The 17,234-nt window shown below is 54.0% G+C and carries 17 protein-coding genes; 1 reads left to right on the top strand and 16 read right to left on the bottom strand.

Annotated elements, in window-relative coordinates:
* Positions 1–28: 28 nt before the first annotated feature.
* The 7 genes from ACFVSO_RS14550 to rplS all read right to left on the bottom strand — a co-directional run bounded on the left by ACFVSO_RS14550 (position 29) and on the right by rplS (position 5,631).
* The gene (locus ACFVSO_RS14550; protein WP_387474682.1) at positions 29–400 is read right to left on the bottom strand and encodes a YraN family protein; all 372 of its coding nucleotides are present in this window, start codon (positions 398–400) and stop codon (positions 29–31) included.
* On the bottom strand, positions 390–701 hold the full coding sequence (locus ACFVSO_RS14545) for an EscU/YscU/HrcU family type III secretion system export apparatus switch protein (protein WP_387474680.1): 312 nt from the start codon (positions 699–701) through the stop codon (positions 390–392). The genes ACFVSO_RS14550 and ACFVSO_RS14545 overlap by 11 nt, the downstream gene beginning before the upstream one ends.
* Positions 698–2,746 carry a hypothetical protein gene (locus tag ACFVSO_RS14540; RefSeq protein ID WP_387474678.1) on the bottom strand — a complete coding sequence of 683 codons (2,049 nt, stop codon included), beginning with the start codon at positions 2,744–2,746 and terminating at the stop codon, positions 698–700. Before ACFVSO_RS14540 ends, ACFVSO_RS14545 begins: the two co-directional genes overlap by 4 nt.
* A 196-nt stretch (positions 2,747–2,942) precedes the next feature.
* Positions 2,943–3,548 (bottom strand): ribonuclease HII, encoded by a 606-nt coding sequence (locus ACFVSO_RS14535; protein ID WP_387474676.1) that lies wholly within the window; start codon positions 3,546–3,548, stop codon positions 2,943–2,945.
* Positions 3,549–3,580: 32 nt separating this feature from the next.
* A complete protein-coding gene (gene ylqF / locus ACFVSO_RS14530) occupies positions 3,581–4,468 on the bottom strand; it encodes a ribosome biogenesis GTPase YlqF (protein WP_387474674.1) in 888 nt (295 codons plus the stop codon).
* 15 nt (positions 4,469–4,483) lie between these two features.
* Positions 4,484–5,104, bottom strand: coding sequence for a signal peptidase I (gene lepB / locus ACFVSO_RS14525; RefSeq protein WP_387475342.1), 621 nt, complete (start codon positions 5,102–5,104; stop codon positions 4,484–4,486).
* A 185-nt stretch (positions 5,105–5,289) separates the two neighbouring features.
* Positions 5,290–5,631: a 50S ribosomal protein L19 gene (gene rplS / locus ACFVSO_RS14520; protein WP_387474672.1), complete on the bottom strand. Its 342-nt coding sequence runs from the start codon at positions 5,629–5,631 to the stop codon at positions 5,290–5,292.
* A 202-nt stretch (positions 5,632–5,833) separates the two neighbouring features.
* Between rplS and ACFVSO_RS14515 the strand changes: the two genes are divergently transcribed.
* Positions 5,834–7,282, top strand: coding sequence for an S-layer homology domain-containing protein (locus ACFVSO_RS14515; protein ID WP_387474670.1), 1,449 nt, complete (start codon positions 5,834–5,836; stop codon positions 7,280–7,282).
* Between the two features lie 48 nt (positions 7,283–7,330).
* Here the strand turns inward: ACFVSO_RS14515 and trmD are convergent, their stop codons facing one another.
* From trmD to ACFVSO_RS14470, 9 genes are all read right to left on the bottom strand, one after another.
* A complete protein-coding gene (trmD, locus tag ACFVSO_RS14510; RefSeq protein WP_387474668.1) occupies positions 7,331–8,080 on the bottom strand; it encodes a tRNA (guanosine(37)-N1)-methyltransferase TrmD in 750 nt (249 codons plus the stop codon).
* Between the two features lie 4 nt (positions 8,081–8,084).
* Positions 8,085–8,609 carry a ribosome maturation factor RimM gene (rimM, locus tag ACFVSO_RS14505; RefSeq protein WP_387474666.1) on the bottom strand — a complete coding sequence of 175 codons (525 nt, stop codon included), beginning with the start codon at positions 8,607–8,609 and terminating at the stop codon, positions 8,085–8,087.
* Positions 8,610–8,699: 90 nt separating this feature from the next.
* The gene (locus tag ACFVSO_RS14500) at positions 8,700–8,930 is read right to left on the bottom strand and encodes a KH domain-containing protein (RefSeq protein WP_387474664.1); all 231 of its coding nucleotides are present in this window, start codon (positions 8,928–8,930) and stop codon (positions 8,700–8,702) included.
* A 25-nt stretch (positions 8,931–8,955) separates the two neighbouring features.
* A complete protein-coding gene (gene rpsP, locus ACFVSO_RS14495; RefSeq protein WP_387474661.1) occupies positions 8,956–9,228 on the bottom strand; it encodes a 30S ribosomal protein S16 in 273 nt (90 codons plus the stop codon).
* Positions 9,229–9,272: 44 nt separating this feature from the next.
* Positions 9,273–10,661: a signal recognition particle protein gene (ffh, locus tag ACFVSO_RS14490; RefSeq protein ID WP_387474659.1), complete on the bottom strand. Its 1,389-nt coding sequence runs from the start codon at positions 10,659–10,661 to the stop codon at positions 9,273–9,275.
* Complete coding sequence (locus tag ACFVSO_RS14485) at positions 10,640–11,050, bottom strand: putative DNA-binding protein (protein ID WP_387474657.1); 411 nt, start codon at positions 11,048–11,050, stop codon at positions 10,640–10,642. The genes ffh and ACFVSO_RS14485 overlap by 22 nt, the downstream gene beginning before the upstream one ends.
* Positions 11,051–11,240: 190 nt before the next feature.
* On the bottom strand, positions 11,241–13,874 hold the full coding sequence (locus ACFVSO_RS14480; protein WP_387474655.1) for a dockerin type I domain-containing protein: 2,634 nt from the start codon (positions 13,872–13,874) through the stop codon (positions 11,241–11,243).
* Entirely contained in the window at positions 13,871–15,109 is a 1,239-nt protein-coding gene (locus tag ACFVSO_RS14475) for a cohesin domain-containing protein (protein ID WP_387474653.1), read from the bottom strand. Before ACFVSO_RS14475 ends, ACFVSO_RS14480 begins: the two co-directional genes overlap by 4 nt.
* Positions 15,110–15,112: 3 nt before the next feature.
* Positions 15,113–17,005, bottom strand: coding sequence for an S-layer homology domain-containing protein (locus ACFVSO_RS14470; RefSeq protein WP_387474651.1), 1,893 nt, complete (start codon positions 17,003–17,005; stop codon positions 15,113–15,115).
* Between the last annotated feature and the right edge of the window lie 229 nt (positions 17,006–17,234).

Raw genomic sequence — 17,234 nt, 5'->3', positions numbered from 1 at the left:
ATGAACCTGAAGAGATGTTCCCCCCGGTTCAGAATGCGGCTTCATAATGTCTATATTCGGCAATGGTATCATCAGCACCGATCGTAACGGCAATCACATCGAATCGCATAGCGGCGTCATGCCGGTTAGTCAATTGCATATACTTCTGCGCAAGCATTCGAACCTGCCTCTGCTTGCGGGGATCGACCGATTCCGCAGCCGTCCCGTATCTGCCGCTGCTGGCGGCGCTGCGAGACCTGACTTCTACAAAAACAATCCGCTCGCCGTCTCTGGCAACCAAGTCAAGCTCTCCCTGCCTCCTGCGCCAATTGACAGCCAGAATAACATAACCCCCAAGCTCCAGACGCCGCTTGGCCTCCGCCTCCCCGATCCGGCCTATTCGCAGGCGATTAGCGCTCATCGATCATCTCTTTCGCTCTCCGGTCTGACTGATAGACGAAGGTCAATATTTCTGCAACCAAAGCATACAGCTCTGGCGGTATTTCTTGATCTACATCCAGCTTGGACAGCACTTCAACGAGCGACGAATCCTCTTGAACGGGCACTCCGTTTTCCTTTGCCTTCTCCAGAATCCGATCGGCAATTAGTCCATGCCCCTTTGCCACGAGCACAGGAGCGGCCCGGTCCCCGGGCTCATACTTGAGTGCTACAGCCTTGCGCATAGGCGCCGGCCTGTCCTTATTCTCATGCTCCGGGCTCATATCCGGTAATCCACTCCTTTGTACCGCGTTGAGGCGAACTGCGCAAGATCAGGCGGCGCCTGCTGCTTCTTATCCTTCGCCACGCTCGCCGGCGCCTCTCCTGCATCCCGGTTCGGCAGAGGAGTGGTGCGCAGCGACAGCAGCTGGTACCCCGTGCCATGGAGCCGCTCGGCAATATCGCTACGCGAGCCCTCGATAAGATCCGCTATCGCAGGATGGTCATTCCATATATTTAAGCTGACGATTTTATCCGTTACATTCACATCGACCAGCGTATCGCCTAATGACGCCATGGAGAGATTGAACAGTAGGCGGCAATTATCCGCATCGAGCTCCCCTTTTTTTCCGCGCCTGGTCTGGATATGGACGGATGCTGTCGTTCCCCCGTCAGCATCCTTAAGCGGAATAAACATCGTTACATGGGTGAACACAGAGCTATTGCGCTCCGGGGTCAGCAGAAGCTGCTGGCCGGTAATCTGATGGATAAGCTGCTGAGCGGTCTCCTTGATTGCTGGTGGCGTATCGCTTGCTTGCATAAGGGTAAGCAATGCGTTTTTCAATGTCTCCGTCGGCACTGCGCTTGCAGGTGCTGCTGCATGTGGGACAGGCTGCGATGACGCAGGGATCTGATCTCCGCGACTCACCGCATCAGATATAATTGCTTGAAGCGGCTGGGTAACCTGTGGAGATTGCTGAGAAGCAGGCTGCGCCGAAGCCGCTTGTGCTCTTCCTGCTTCTGTGGCACCCGCTTCCGCGCCTCTTGCCAATAGGGCAGCGGTATCGCTTCGCACTCCCGCCGCAGGCGGCTCAGTCCGGGCTGCGACGGTTGCTGGCGTTTCTCCTTCGACACCAGCCGCCAGAGACGCTGCCTGACCTGGAGCTGCGCCTTGAGGCTGTGCGCCAGCCGCTCCGGTTTGGGGACGCAACAAGCCCGTATCGGCTGCAGCTTGCTTAGATGTCTGCGCTGCCCCCTGCTGCCCGCTGGAATCTACCGCGGTCGCCGCCTTCGCAAGCTGCAGCTCATGATCAACGCCAAGCCACTTCATCATGCCGCCAAGCCAGTTGGTGCCGGCAGCCGGTGCTGTAGACTGGGTTGCGGCTGCTTGTCCGGCAAGAGCCCCGCTCGTCCCTCCGGCAGCAGCTTGCACTGCACTCTGTCCTGTAACTTGCGATACACTCTGTCCTGTAGCTTGCGCAGCACTCTGCGCTGCGGACTGGGAGACATGCTGGGTGACAGCTTGCGCAGATTGCCCTGGTGCAGCTGTCTGCGCAGTTGCAGCCGCCTGCTGCCCTTGACCTTGTGCGGCCGCAGCCCCACTCGCCGAGCCGCTGCCGTTGCCGCTTGCAGCAAGCCCTCCACGCAACAAAGCATCGCCTTGCATCAGCAGCGCGAGTACGCGCGCTCCCGCTTGCTGAGCCGATCCCGCATTGACGCCCGCTTCCGCTGAGCCGGAGCCTGACACAAACGATCCCAGTTGCCGCTGCAGCGAGTCCATCAGCTCATGCGGCGCACGGCCGAACATCACCTGGCCCATAGACGCAATTGTGGTTGCCGTCATCGGCAAGCCACGTTTGAAAGCAGCTGCGGCTGCCGTCATCCATTGCTCCACATCCATTCCTCGCGGCATTGCCGCCAGCGCCGCCTGGAATGCCTGCGCTGTTGCCCGGTTGAACGGGAAGCCCTCTCTTCTTAGATCCTTAATAATATCAAGCGCCCAGCGCTGATCCGGAAGCCCAAGCTGCTTGGCGTAATCCCGGAACGTATCGTCCAGCAAGCCGGACGCGCTTAGATCTACTGCCTTTAACATCACAAGCGATCCATTCGATTCGGGCTGCACTTGCAGCATAGCTGACTGACCAGCCGTCATAGGCATCTCCAGCTTGGCGCGAACTTGTACGCCATTGATTTGAATAAGCGCTTCATTATTTTCAAATGTCTGCACCACGACGCCTCTTACGACCTGGCCGACTCTTAATTCCATAGCCCGGGCATCCCCGCTTACCGCATCTCCCAGCAACCCTCGCATCATTTGACTGATATTCACAATCGATTCTCCTCCGCCCCGCGGATTGCTTCCACATAAAAAGATATAACTAGTATATCGGTCCCCAGCCTCTATCCCTGAAGGTCCGATTAATGATGAATTTCAATATGCGATCCTACCCTTTTAACACAAAAAAACGCCCGCACTTCAGCAGCAGAACGAACAAGGCGTTCTTCGCCGAATGACAAGCGTTTATCTATTTCTGTACCTCTCCAAGCAGCTTGCGCAAAAACGTGCGCCGATGGAGAGGAGACGGGCCGAGCTCAAGCAGCCGCTCCTGATGAAGCTTGGTCGCATACCCTTTATGTATGGCAATCCCGTAATCGGGAAATTTGCGGTCCCAGTCGCCGGCACAGAGCCGGTCGCGCGTGACCTTGGCCATAATGGATGCCGCTGCGATGGACTGGCTAGTCGCATCGCCCTTAATAATAGCTTGCTGCGGCAGCTCCAGGTCAACCTTCTCTGCATCGACTAGCAAGTATTGCGCCGGCACGCTAAGCGATTCCACAGCTAGCTTCATCGCCAGGCGAGCCGCCTGTTTAATGTTAATCCGATCCACTGTCTCGGCGTCGACATGCGCGACGGACCAGGCAATAGCCTTCTCCGCAATGATATCGTACAGATACTCGCGCTTCTTCTCGGACAGCTTCTTGGAGTCGTTGATTCCATCAATGATAAGATTGGGAGGCAGGATGACCGCGCCAGCGACTACATCGCCGAACAGACATCCGCGCCCTACCTCATCCACACCCGCAATGCGGACTATCCCTTCATTCCAAACCGCGCGTTCCAGTCCCAGCAAGTTTCTTTCCCCCGTTTCCCCCATAACGCTGCCTAGCGTTCTCTCACAGGCATATCGTCGTAAGGGGCTTCCAGCGTAATTCTGCCCAGCTTGCCCGCTCTGAGGTCGCGCAGGATAATGCCAGACGCCTTCTCCAGATCGACGCGTCCGCCTCCCATCAAGCAACCGCGCTTACGGCCGATATCTTCCATGATGCGCACGATCTCTTCACTGTCCTCGGGATCGGAAGGCGGCTTCTCAAGCTCGTATCTTTCCTGCAGTGCAGGCCAGTAACGGTCAGCCAGCTCACGTACGGCAAAAAACGCAATATCGTCCACGTTAAGAATTTGTTCCCGGATCGCTCCTGTCATGGCCAGCCGGTAACCGACCAATTGATCCTCGAACTTCGGCCACAGGATACCAGGTGTATCAAGCAGCTCCATCTCTGTGCCAACCTTGATCCATTGCTGACCTTTCGTGACGCCTGGCTTGTCGCCGGTAGCAGCAATATTGCGGCCTGCGAGACGGTTGATCAGCGTTGATTTCCCTACGTTCGGAATGCCGACAATCAGGCCACGCACAGCGCGCGGATTGATGCCTTTGGAAATTTGCCTCGCGATTTTCTCATGCAATATCTCTTTGGCCTTAGCGGGAATATCGCCTACTCGGGTTCCTGTCTGAGAATCGACGGCGACACACGCATGACCCTCATGGGCAAAATAAGTCATCCACTTGTCCGTCGTCTTCGGATCTGCGAGATCGGATTTGTTGAGCACAATCAATCTCGGTTTGTTTTGCAGAATATCGTCCACCATCGGGTTTCGGCTTGATAACGGCACACGCGCGTCAAGCAGCTCTATGGCAATGTCGATAAGTTTAAGTTTGTCTTGAATTTGCCGTTTGGCACGGGTCATATGACCCGGAAACCATTGAATGGCCATGCCTTCACCTCATGTCTAATACCGATGCTTGATAAAACTGATCTTGTCGAGCGGCCAGAAGATGACATCCGCCCGTCCCACGATCTCTTTGTCCTCTACAAAACCGATCATACGGCTGTCTGTGCTGTTGTCGCGATGATCGCCCATCGCGAAGATCGTCCCCTCCGGCACCACCATCTCCTGCACCATATCGTTCGGGAAATTATAGCTTGTGCCGTCGCCATTGTACAATTCTCCTCTGGCGTGAGCTTCTTCAATCGCTTGCTTAATATAAGGTTCCTCAATCAGCTTATCATTAAGGTACAAATCGTCGCCTTCGAGCTTGATTTTGTCTCCCGGCACTCCGATTACGCGCTTAATGAACTTGCGTCCTTGTTCCGGAACGTCGAATACGACCACTTCTCCGAATTTCGGTTCGCTGAACGTATACAAAATTTTATTTACGATTAACCGCTCGCCCGACTCAAAGTTAGGCTCCATAGACGGTCCGTCCACGATAAACGGCGAGAACAGGAACTGGCGAATGAAAAATACAAGTACGACCGCAATGACGAGCGCCTTGATCCATTCTACAATTTCCTTATACGCTCCCCCTTTTTTGTCACCAGAACGCTGTCTGGTGGAACGTCCCGTCATCTCGTCGGATTGACGGTTCGCTTCGTTGGGTGAAGCGCCGATTGTTTCATCCGGGCTTTTATCCTCGTTGCGATGTTGCGAATCCATCCATTTCGCCTTCTTTCCTTTAACGCTGTAATATGTAAGGGTAGCGATAAAAAAACGAAAAGGAGCTTGTTTGCGCAAGCCCCTCTTGACGTTTGTTCTTAGCGAATCTCTTTAATTCTAGCAGCTTTACCGCGCAGATTGCGAAGGTAGTACAGCTTAGCGCGACGTACTTTACCACGGCGTGCTACTTCGATTTTGTCGATCTTAGGCGAATGGATTGGTAAAGTTCTTTCCACGCCAACACCGTAAGAAATTTTGCGCACCGTAAAAGTCTCGCTGATTCCGCCGCCGCGACGTTTAATAACAACGCCTTCGAACAGCTGAACACGCTCACGCGTTCCCTCGATAACTTTAACGTAAACCTTCAGCGTGTCACCAGGACGGAAGCTAGGAAGATCACTACGCAATTGTTCTTGAGTAATTGCTTGTACGATATTCATTGAGTTCACTCCTTCCACCATAGACGTTCATGTAAGCTCCTGGACTCCTCTGAGCCGATCTTCGCTTATAGCGGACCGTCCGACTTTACGAACAACATTAGAAATTTTACCATAGTTAGATGCACAAATCAACTGGTTTCTTCCACCTGGCATGTTCATGTATACTGTCATTGACATATGAGTCAGATGGAGGTGTGCCTTGTTGCCACATAAAACGGAACCTGGCCTAAAGGCGGTTCCCATACGACCCGCAAAAACAATCATTAGCATGATGACAGTGGCAGGCTTGCTCCTCTCTCCTATCGCGCCAGCCGAGCAGGTATGGTCGGAAGCCTTAACCGATACGAGAGGCCACTGGGCTTCATCGTACATCGAATGGGCGTTGGACGAAGGACTGGCGAAAGGCTACGAGGACGGAACCTTTCAACCTGACAGAGCGGTAAGCGAAGCTGAATTTCTCGCCATGCTCCTGAGAGCATATGGATCAGCTCTGCCCGAAGCCAGCGCAGGAAGCCAATGGTACGACTCGTATTACCAGTTTGCGGAACGCTTCGGTTGGCCCGTATCCTTCAATAATGACCGCGGAAGCTTCCGAAGGGGACAAGCGGCATTGTTAATGGCAACGGCTGCAAGCGGCAAGCATTATTCTGAAAATGAAGCGATTCAGTGGCTGCTGGACGAAGGCATATCCAAGGGTCGCACCTCAGCGACCATTAAGGGATTTGTGCCGGATGGCGGCGTCACGCGAGCAGAGGCGCTGACCTTTCTGTTCATGCTCAAAGATCACACGAGGCAGCTGTCGGGTACCAAGGTTCAGCAGGAGCCTGCCGGGTTGCACGGCATTGACATCGGAGATCAGGTAGAGAAGCTCACCTTCAAGCTCGGCAAGCCGGATCGTATCGACCCAAGCGAATATTCGTACAGTTGGTATGTATATAACCGGAACCATGCACAGCTAGCAATGTATGGCGTCATGGACGGCAAGATTGCAGCCCAGTTTTCAATGTCGAAAAAAGACTGGAGCCTTCCCGGCGGCCTTACGACAGGCCTTGCGCTAGGCGAAGCCCGAAAGGGACTCAGCGGCACATCCGATGCGGAGAAGAAGGAAACCTATTATACGTATACGGCTAATGGAATCCAGACTACCTTGTTCATCGATTCGCAAGACGGGGACAAGATCTCAGGCATCCTGCGGCAAAAAAACTCATTGTCCAAACAAGCGCCAAACGGCAAAAACACAGCGTTCCGCGACGCAATGGAACGGCAATTATTCGATCTCGTCAACGCGGAGCGCGCCGTTAGAGGCATTCCCGTGCTGCAATGGGACAAGCTAGCTGGCTCAGCGGCAAGAAGCCATAGCGAGAACATGCGGGACAAGCAGTTTTTCAGCCACAAAAACCTGGACAATAAAACGCCGTTCGACCGCATGAAAGCAAAAGGAATATCGTACCGGCTAGCCTCGGAGAACATTGCCGCCGGCTTCGACAATAGTATATTCGCACATTATACTCTTCTAAATTCAACGACTGGCCACCGCGAGACGCTGCTTAACGCCAAGCTGACTCGGCTGGGCACCGGTGTTGCGATTGGCGGTTATTATCAAGTGTATTATACTCAGGACTTCTACACGCCGCTTCAGGCGGAAGAATAGCTTTACAGCCAATAAGGGAATGCAGCCTCCTCCGGAAGCCGCATTCCCTTATTGTTGTTCGGTATTCTCCCGTTTGGGCAAGGAAGCCAGCCATTTCTTCTCCTTTGCGGTCAACTCCGCAGTCTCCAGCAGATCGGGACGGCGCTCCAGCGTCCGCAGAAGCGATTGTTCTCTTCGCCATGCTTCAATATTGGCATGATGCCCGGAGACGAGAATATCCGGTACGCTCCATCCCCTGAATTCAGGAGGTCTTGTATAGTGAGGGTGTTCCAGCAATCCCGTGCTATAGGAGTCCGTTACCGCGGACGTCTCATTGCCGAGCACGCCGGGCAGCAGCCTGACGACACTGTCGATAACCGTCATAGCGGGTATCTCTCCGCCAGTCAACACATAATCCCCGATAGACAACTCGTCCGTCACGAGATGCTCCCGAATACGCTCGTCATAACCTTCGTAATGGCCGCAGATGAGGACAAGATGCTGCTCCTTCGAGAGCTCCTCTGCTTTTTTCTGCGTGAACGTCTCCCCTTGCGGGCACATCAGGATAACGCGAGGCTTGATACCCGGGTCCGTCTGCAGATCCTCTACTGCCGCGAACACCGGATCTGGCTTCAGTACCATGCCCCCGCCGCCGCCGTACGGATAATCGTCCACGGTGTTATGCTTGTTACCCGAGTACTGGCGGAAGTTGACCGCTTCCAGCGATACGATTCCTTTTTCCTTCGCCTTGCCCAGAATGCTTGCTCCGAACACACCTTCGAACATCTCCGGGAACAGCGTCAATACGTCAATTCTCACGTCGCTAGATCAATCCTTCCATCAGCCTTACGGTAACCCGCTTGTCCGTTACATTGACATCTAATACGACCTCATCGATCACCGGCAGCAGAAGCTGTTTGCCCTTCGACTTCGGACGATCTACGACCCACACGTCATTGGCTCCGGGGCTCAAAATTTCGGCAATGACACCGAGCTCTTCTCCCTCTTCTGTGACGACAGCGCAGCCGATAATCTGATGGTAGTAGTATTGCCCTTCCTCCAGCTCACCTTGCTCCGACTCGGAGATTTTCAGCAGCCAGCCCTTGTATTTTTCGACCTCGTTAATATTGTTGAAGCCGTCCAGCTTGAGCAGATAAACGTTTTTCTGCTCTCTGGAGCTTATAATCTTGATCTCTCGCGATTCTCCGTTCTCCTCATTCACCATAAGCAGCTTGCCTCCCGGGGCAAACCGTTCCTCCGCAAAATCCGTCTGCGGCAATACCTTCACATCACCACGGATACCGTGCGTGTTCACGATTTTGCCTACCGTGTACCATTTCCCGTTCATGCCATCATACCTTCTTTCCGTTGGTTACGACTATTATAACACGGCAAAGAGGGTCAGGACATTCGTCCCAACCCTGAAGATGCCAGTCCATTATGAAAGTATATCGACGATGACGCGCTTGCTCGATTTGACGGAGGCGGAGGTTACGACCGTCCGCATCGCTTTCGCGATACGACCTTGCTTGCCGATTACCTTGCCTACATCATCGGGATGAACCGATAACTCGTAAACCGTGCTGCGTTCATCATCCTTCACGCCGACCTGCACTTCGTCCGGATGATCCACCAAAGCCTTCGCTATGACAAGAATTAATTCTTTCATCACAAAGCCCTCCGCTCTTCAACCGTTACTTCTGAAGCTTAAGCTCATGGAACTTTTTCAGAACACCAGCTTTGGAAAGCAAGTCGCGAACAGTGTCGGAAGCTTGCGCTCCAGTTTGAAGCCATTTCAGAGCTTTCTCTTCGTCGATCGAAACTTGAGCTGGCTGTGCAACCGGATTGTAAGTACCGATCTCTTCAATAAAACGTCCATCACGCGGGGAACGGGAATCCGAAACAACTACGCGGTAGAAAGGAGCCTTGTGAGCACCCATACGTTTCAAGCGAATACGTACTGCCATTATCATTCACCTCCTTCGAAAAATGAACTGCGGTCTATCTCACATTAAAATGGAAACTTCATATTGCGTCCAAGCATGCCCTTCAGGCCTTTCTTGCCGCCTTTGAGCCCCTTCGGACCTTTCGGTCCCATCATGGACGAGAATTGCTTCATCATCTTGCGCATATCATCGAATTGCTTGATCAGACGATTCACTTCAACGATGGTCGTTCCGCTGCCCGCCGCAACGCGCTTGCGTCTGCTGTGGTTGAGCAGCTCCGGCTTCTGCTTCTCTTCCTTCGTCATGGAGCGGACAATCGCCTCGATGCGGCCGATCTGCTTCTCATCGACCTTCAGATCCTTCATGCCGCCCTTCATCTTGTTCATGCCAGGCAGCATATCCATAATCTGATCCAGCGGCCCCAGCTTACGAACCTGCTCCATCTGATCCAGGAAGTCATCGAATGTGAATTCGGCGGTACGCATCTTGCGTTCCATCTCGGCAGCTTTGTCCGCGTCAATGCCTGCTTGAGCCTTCTCGATCAAGGACAGCATGTCGCCCATGCCCAGAATCCGCGAAGCCATCCGTTCCGGATGGAACGGCTCCAGAGAGTCAATCTTCTCGCCCATAGCCGCGAATTTGATCGGACGACCTGTAACCGCCTTGACGGACAGCGCAGCGCCGCCGCGCGTATCGCCGTCAAGCTTCGTCAGAACGACGCCGGACAGCTCCAGCTGTTCATGGAAGCTCTGCGCTACGTTGACCGCGTCTTGACCGGTCATGGCATCAACAACGAGGAGAACCTCATCCGGTGACACATGCTCATGGATTCGCTTCAGCTCATCCATCAGCTCTTCGTCGATATGCAGTCGGCCTGCGGTATCGAAGATGACGTAATCATTGCCGTTATCCTTCGCGTGCTGCAGACCGGCCTTCGCAATGTCGACCGGAGAAGTCTTGTCCCCAAGCGAGAATACCGGCGCTCCGATCTGCTCGCCCAGCACCTGCAGCTGCTTGATCGCAGCCGGACGATAGATGTCGCAGGCAACCAGAAGCGGCTTATGGTTGCCCTTCTGAAGCAGCTTCGCCAGCTTGCCAGAGGTGGTCGTCTTACCGGCGCCCTGCAGGCCGACCATCATAATGACCGTCGGAGGCTTGTTCGCCTTGGCAAGCTTCGCCTGCGTGCCGCCCATCAGCTCCGTCAATTCCTTGTTGACAATATCGATGATGACCATGCCCGGAGTGAAGCTCTTCGAGACGTCCAGACCGATGGCCTTCTCCTTCACCTTGGCGATAAAGTCCTTCACGACTTTAAAGTTAACATCGGCCTCCAGAAGCGCCAGGCGAACCTCCCGCATCGCGTCATTGACATCGGCTTCGGATACTTTGCCTTTGCCCTTCAGCTTGCTGAACACATTCTGAAGCCGATTGCTTAAGCTTTCAAATGCTGCCATGAACTCCCGCCTCCTTCTCTTGCCGTTCCTTCCGCCGCCCGAAATTGCCCGATGGCGTCGATGATCGACTGTTTATCCCATTCATTCGTCACGATGGCCTTCACGTCGCGCTCCAGCTTATCGGTTATCTCCATCAGCCGCTCGTGTCTTGCCAGCAGGGACAGCTTCTCTTCATAGCTCTCCAGAATGCCCTCGGCGCGCTTGATATTGTCGTAGACCGCCTGGCGGCTGATCCCGAACTCGGATGCAATCTCGCCGAGCGAGAAGTCATCGTGATAATAATAAGTAAGTATAGTACGCTGCTTATCTGTAAGCAAGCTCTCGTAGAAGTCGAACAGCAAATTAACTCTTGTCGTTCTGGCTAAGGCATCCGGCATATGTTCCTTCATCCCGTCGCCCCCTTCTTCGTCTTGCCGCAAATGTTACCGTCAAGGAAAATCCCTTTACACTTATGCAACGACTCTTATCATACAGGATGGCAAATGCCCTGTCAAGCTTTTGACCTTGTCACCACCTGATGCTCTCTTGGCAACACGAAATGCCCGGACACCAAGTGCCCGGGCGTAGTTCCATTCATCGCTAGTCTTCGAATAAAATGAGCGCGACGAGCGCGACATCGGTGACGTCTACTTTGCCGTCTCCGTTCAGATCATATCGTTCATCGGCTCCCGGCTTGCCCGCTTGCTTCGCAACAGCAACCAGATCTTCAATGCTCACCTTGCCGTCGCCATTCACATCCTCGCGATGCTGCTTCAATGCTACACTGACGGTTAGATCGCGATCGGTCGGATACAGAACGCCGCTGTCCGGCGTATGCACAGCCCCTACAGTCGAACCCTTCTTCAGAACGACTGCAGCTTGGCCGCTCCCTTCTTTGGCTTCGAAGAGCAATCTCAGGATATCCATATTCCCATTCACTCCGTTTGCTCCTGTCGCCGAGACGACAGCAAATGCGCTGCCTCCCGCCTGATCGATGCGGCTGTCCAGAAAAGCTCCTTCGCCAAAGCTGTCTCCTCGCTTGATTTCCTTCAATTCAAGCTGGCGAGGATCGAAGCTGAAGGCCATATTGGCACCATATAAGCCTACCGCTTCATCCATTCTGACGCGGATCTCAAAGGTTGTGCCCGGCACGGCTGCAATCGGTGCAGTCAAGCGCAGCTCTCCCGGCGAAGCATACTGCTCCTCCTCCAGGGCCACGCTCATGAGTCTGCCCTCCTGCGCATAATAAATCCGGCCGTCATCGCCGACATCAAACAATGCGGTCGCAATGCCTGAATCCACGTAAGCCAGTGTCTCGGGATCAACGGCAATCAGCTTGCCGTAAAGATCAGCATACATAAACCCGTCATCCGAGAACCGGAAATGGATCGGACGCCACATGCCGTAATTTTGCACGCCGCTGAATATCTGCTTGCTCTTTACGATAGCTTTCGTCTGAGGATCGATCGCGAATAATGCCCCGTCTGCTGCCGCCCACAGCAATCCATCCTTATCGAAGGTCAGTCCGCTAATCATGATCGGCGCTTTGGACGCGCCAGGAATATTCGGCTCCCATTCAGCTATCTTCTGTTCCTTGGCCACATCCCAAATAAACATCTTGGCCCTAGTCTCCGGCGTTGCACTGTCCAGCCCCCCGCGGATTGTCGTGGAACCATAGATCAAGCCGTCACGGTAAGCGAGTCCTACAATGCTTTGACCCGGTACAATATTACGGTAAACGCGCAGCGTGCCCTGCGGATCGGATTCCTCGAATACGGCTAGCGCTCCGCCGATTTCTCCATAGGACGGTATCGTGCCGAAGAAGGCTTTGCCGTCTCCGAATGTATTCACATAGGGCCGATCCTGGGATTCTCCGATTTGAAGAAGCTTAACCGGATTCTGGTTCGGCTTCGCCGCATCCGGCTGCAGCGGCAGAGCCGTATCATACTTATGGATGGATGCGCCGGGGTACTCCCCATAGTAGACCCGGCTGCCGCTTATGCCGATGCTCTCCGCTTGCCCCATAGTGAACGTCGAGAACTGCTCAATGGCAGGGTCGTATACCGCAGCGGTCGCGGCCGTATATCCGCTCATGAACAGCTTGCCCCCAGGCCCCTTCTCCAGTGCGTGAATAGACAATGCGCTGCCTTGAATACCGGGCAGGCGAGTCGTTACTTTACCCGCTTCGACGTCGAATAGGGCGACGCTGCCGCCATAATGCACCGTAGCAAGCACTGGATTCTTGAAGCCGGGATCATCTTCAAGCTCCACCCAGCCTGAATTGCGAAGGCTGGAGCCATACGAGATGCCGGTGGACACCGCTTCGCGGGTTGCCATGTCCCATGCCATTAGCTCTTTGTTTTGCAGGAAATAAACCTTGCCGTTGTATGCAGGAGAAGCCCGCAATCCTGCCGCTCCCCAATATTCTTCCTCAAGCCATGCGCCACTTGCCAGATCATAGATGATATAGATCGCCTTGCCGTCGCCGCTGAGAAAAGCAAACAGGTAATCGCCGTGCACATCGAGGCCATATACGAACGGATACTGCTGGACACCGTCAATGGGCTTAAGCGGAATAAGCGTCTTCTCCCCGGTCTCGACATTCAGCTTCACAATATCGCCAATCGAGCCGATGCCGGCATAGACATATCCATCATGATAAGCAATGGAACGGACATAATCCCGTCCTTCTACCATCACGCCATAATCTCTGAATTGTCCTGTAGAGGGGTTATATTGAAACACCTTCCCTTGATCGAACGTACCGCCATAGACGTTGCCGTTCTCATCAACCGTTAGCGACCAGATCGACTTTGCATCAGACACCGCGGTCCCCAGTTGCTCGATCGTGCCGCTATCAGGATTATAGCGATGCAGAATCGGCCCGCCATCGGAGACGCCAATATAGACGCTCCCATCCGGCGTTATGGTATGAGACCAAGCGCTTTTCCCTTCCGGCAGCGGCACGGCCTTCACCAGCCGGTTGGCGTCCAGGTCCACCGCATTGAACATAGCCGGATTGCCCGCAGACGTCGTGTAAACCATGTCATGACCGTTTTCCTTTCCGTATACTCCTTCAAATAAGGCAGCCTGCTGAATCGGCTCTCCTAATTCGACCGGCGTTCCGAAGTGATGTGCCGGCGCAGCACTTGCATGATGAGCCGGGATGGCCAGCGCAGCCGCAATCAGAGCAACAGACAGAAGCAGAGCCAGCGTATAGCGTTTCGTCCTCATTCGGTATCCCCCTCCACCAATAAGCGTGAAATCATGGCCATATCTGCGAAATCGATTTTACCATCGCCATTAAGATCAAACCGGGCATAGGCTCCGCTCGCGGGGCTGCCTACAGCTTGTGCGACGATAATCAAGTCCGCCAGGTCAACTCTGCCGTTATCATCCACATCGCCGGCATGGGCTTTAACGGTTACAGCCAGCGTCATACCTTCTTGGAATACGGTCGATACGCCCGTCTCGTCCGCATCTTGCTTCGCTGCAATAGCGAAGGGCTCCAGCTCAATCTTGGCGGACGCCGAGGCGGCAAGCGGTTGAAATTGCACGATTGCAACCTCCGAATCACCCGATACAGCACGCTCGCCTAGCTGTGTTACAATCACCTTTAATCTGCCGGGAGCCAGCTCACGCGCCTCGGCATACACCTCTTCACCACCATGGAACGATTCAGCGGCTTGCACAGATACATACTGGAACTGGGCGGGATCATAGGACAGAATAGTCTCAACCGCATATAAGGAGGATGCTCCCATAGCCGCCAGGTTGACCGAATAGTTCTCTTTCACCGTCGCAGCCGCAGGACCGCTTATCGATAACGAACGGGCGGCAGGAGCTGTTTCTCCGGGAAAAACACCTTCGATTTCAAAATCATCATAAAAAGCGCCTGACGTCTGATAAAAATTAGAGAGCGACGCCATTAAACGAACCGTCTTGGCGTCAGAAGGCGCTTGCAGCGACTTGGTCGTCAGCTTCACCCACTTGGATTGGCCCGTATGATGAATAAGCGCATCCGTATCGGAGCCAACCTGCTGACCCGCTTCATTGTAGAACCTCATAATAAAGCTGCCGCGATTGGGAACGGAAGCTCCGTTGTGCATGAATGACGAACCTTCAATATACATCCACACGGAGCCTGTGTAATTCTCTCCAGGCACAATGTCCATCGCCTGAGACCAGATCGACACGCCATCTGCGCCGTCCTTATCCGTAATTTTGAGGCTGTAGCTGCCGCTATGCGCCCTCTCGTCCGTAATCTCGTACGTAACGGAGCTTCCCTTGGGTGCTATAAAGGTTGTCCAGCCCGGGATAATGCCTCCGGCTGCAGGCTCCTCGAACCCGCCGTTGCGCAGTTCCGCCGGCGATGCAAATGCGGTCCCTGCCGAAACCCAAAGCGATAATGCAAGCACGGCAGCAAGTGCAATGGCGATTGCCCGATGCCAGCTGTTCCGAATCAACATGACTCATTCCTCCTCGTCAGCTTCATGAACTTGTTCAATTGAATAGCCGAAACCCCAAGCTCTGATGATGCGCATAAGCACCACTGCAGCATCGTCGCGGCCGATTCCATCATTTGCAAGAAAACGATTATGCTCGTCGCCCTGCATGAGTGCGGATGTGCGCAACCGGTATACGGCAGCCTTCGCCCATTGCGGGATATCTGCGTCATCAATATAGCTTTGGACGGTTGGATGGGCTCCCGCTCCCTTGTCCGAACTCATCTTATCCAAGATGACTGCAAGCTCGGCTCTGCTGATTCGCTCGTCGGGACGATAGGAACCATCTTCATAGCCCGTTATCCACCCTTGCAAGCCAGCGGCAGCGATATACGGCGCATACCAGCGACTATCCTCCACATCTGTGAATAAAGCGCTACCTGCTTGCTCCTCTGTTGAGATGTCCAGCCCCCATGCCCGGACAAGCATGGCGGTCCACTCCGCTCTAGTCACTGGACGTCCCACGCCGTAGGAATCGTCGCTTATGCCATTCACCACGCCTTTGGCCGCAAGCATACGGATCGATTGGGCCGCTTCATCGTACGTGAAGCCAAGATCGATAAATTCCTTCGCGTAGAGCAGAAAGCCGTATTCTCCATCCTCCAAATGCGTCGTAACCGTGCGTTCCGCTGCATTCCGCCCGCTCTCGCGTACATAGACCCATTCCCCGGATGGTGCGTGCCATCGATAGACTCCGGCCAGGCCGCTATCCATACTTGGTGGAATGAGCCATCGAACCTTGGCTGCGGGAGCTTCATGATGCAGCCCGAACTGAAATCGATAGCTTCCAATCGGCTCCACTCGGGTAATCCCATGCCGTTCAGAAGATCGAATAAGCGGGTCAACCGATAGACTGGCATATCCCGAAGAATCGAACAACAGCTGTTCCGGCTCCAGCATGACGGCAAAATGCTTGTTTTTCATTTCCAGGCCAAGCCCGAGCGCCACAACATGATTCTTAATCGATAAAGCTATACGCAGCTCCGATCGGTCGCGCTCATCCGCCGCTAATGTCAGAGCATATGGATAGGAGGCGGCAGCTCCTGCTGCTTTGGCCGCCTGCTGCAGCAAGCCATAAGCATCCAGAGCAGGCGTAATCGAGGCATTATTGAATACAGCCTGCATGTGCCCAGCCTCTATCAGAACGGGATGAATGGTCAGCAAGCGGATAGAAGTGTCCCGGACAAGCGCCGACCAGCCTTCGATATCCAACTGAATATCCGGTCGTCCGAGTCGATCCGTCAAGAGCGCAGCCGCTTTCCGGGCATCTGCCTCCCCCCGGATGTCCAATTGACTCGGATATGTAGAGGGATCAACAGGAGCAACGGGACCACCTGACGGCAATAGCCGGATCGTCAGCGGCGAGGCAGCATGCAGCTTTACTTCCTTCAAGTCGGGGTAAGCTTGGCCGTCCTGTTCTCTTGTTGTCCGCTCACGGCTAACCCCTTTAACCGCTGTAAGCTTGATCTCTGTATGAATGCCTGATGTCAAAGCGCGAAATCTAAGCTTGGCGATTATCGTTTCGCCGGCAGCGGTGTCTTCGGAATGTTTGGCAATAGCCGATAGATGCAGGATGCCTGTTGCCGGGTTAGCCGCTTCGCTTTCAAATAAGGAATAGTCGACTCCCGTTGACTCGTGAAGCATCATAGCGCTGGAGTCGTATTCCAAGATGAACTCAATTCCGTATACATCCTCCTGCGCATTGGCCGATACTAGCACTTCCGTCTCAGCGCCCTTGACTATGGCGTCCTTAGAGGCGGACAGCGATAGCTCCGTTGATTCCGCTACAGCATAAGCGGGCATATCCATGACAGAGCAACAGATGACGAAGGCGATCACCCAATAGCATAATTTCCTCATTGTATCTCTCCATTCCGAATGCATGGCGATTTGTTTGCTTTCCTTTCATTCGAACTGAGCCTCATGTATGCGCTTACCAAATCTTCATGTACAAGCGTCACCCCCTGTGTTCGCGATTGCATTACTCCGTACGCCATCATTGTATACAAGCTCCTCTTTTTTCGTAAATCTATCGATTTCCCGATGCTGAGCAATTTCGGACATGCCGCTTCCGATTTCCCCTCAGCCC

This window comes from Paenibacillus sp. NPDC057967, from assembly GCF_042887015.1.
GTDB lineage: Bacteria > Bacillota > Bacilli > Paenibacillales > Paenibacillaceae > Pristimantibacillus.
The sequence above is the reverse complement of the archived record's forward strand: the minus strand, read 5'-3'. Positions and strand labels throughout refer to the sequence as shown.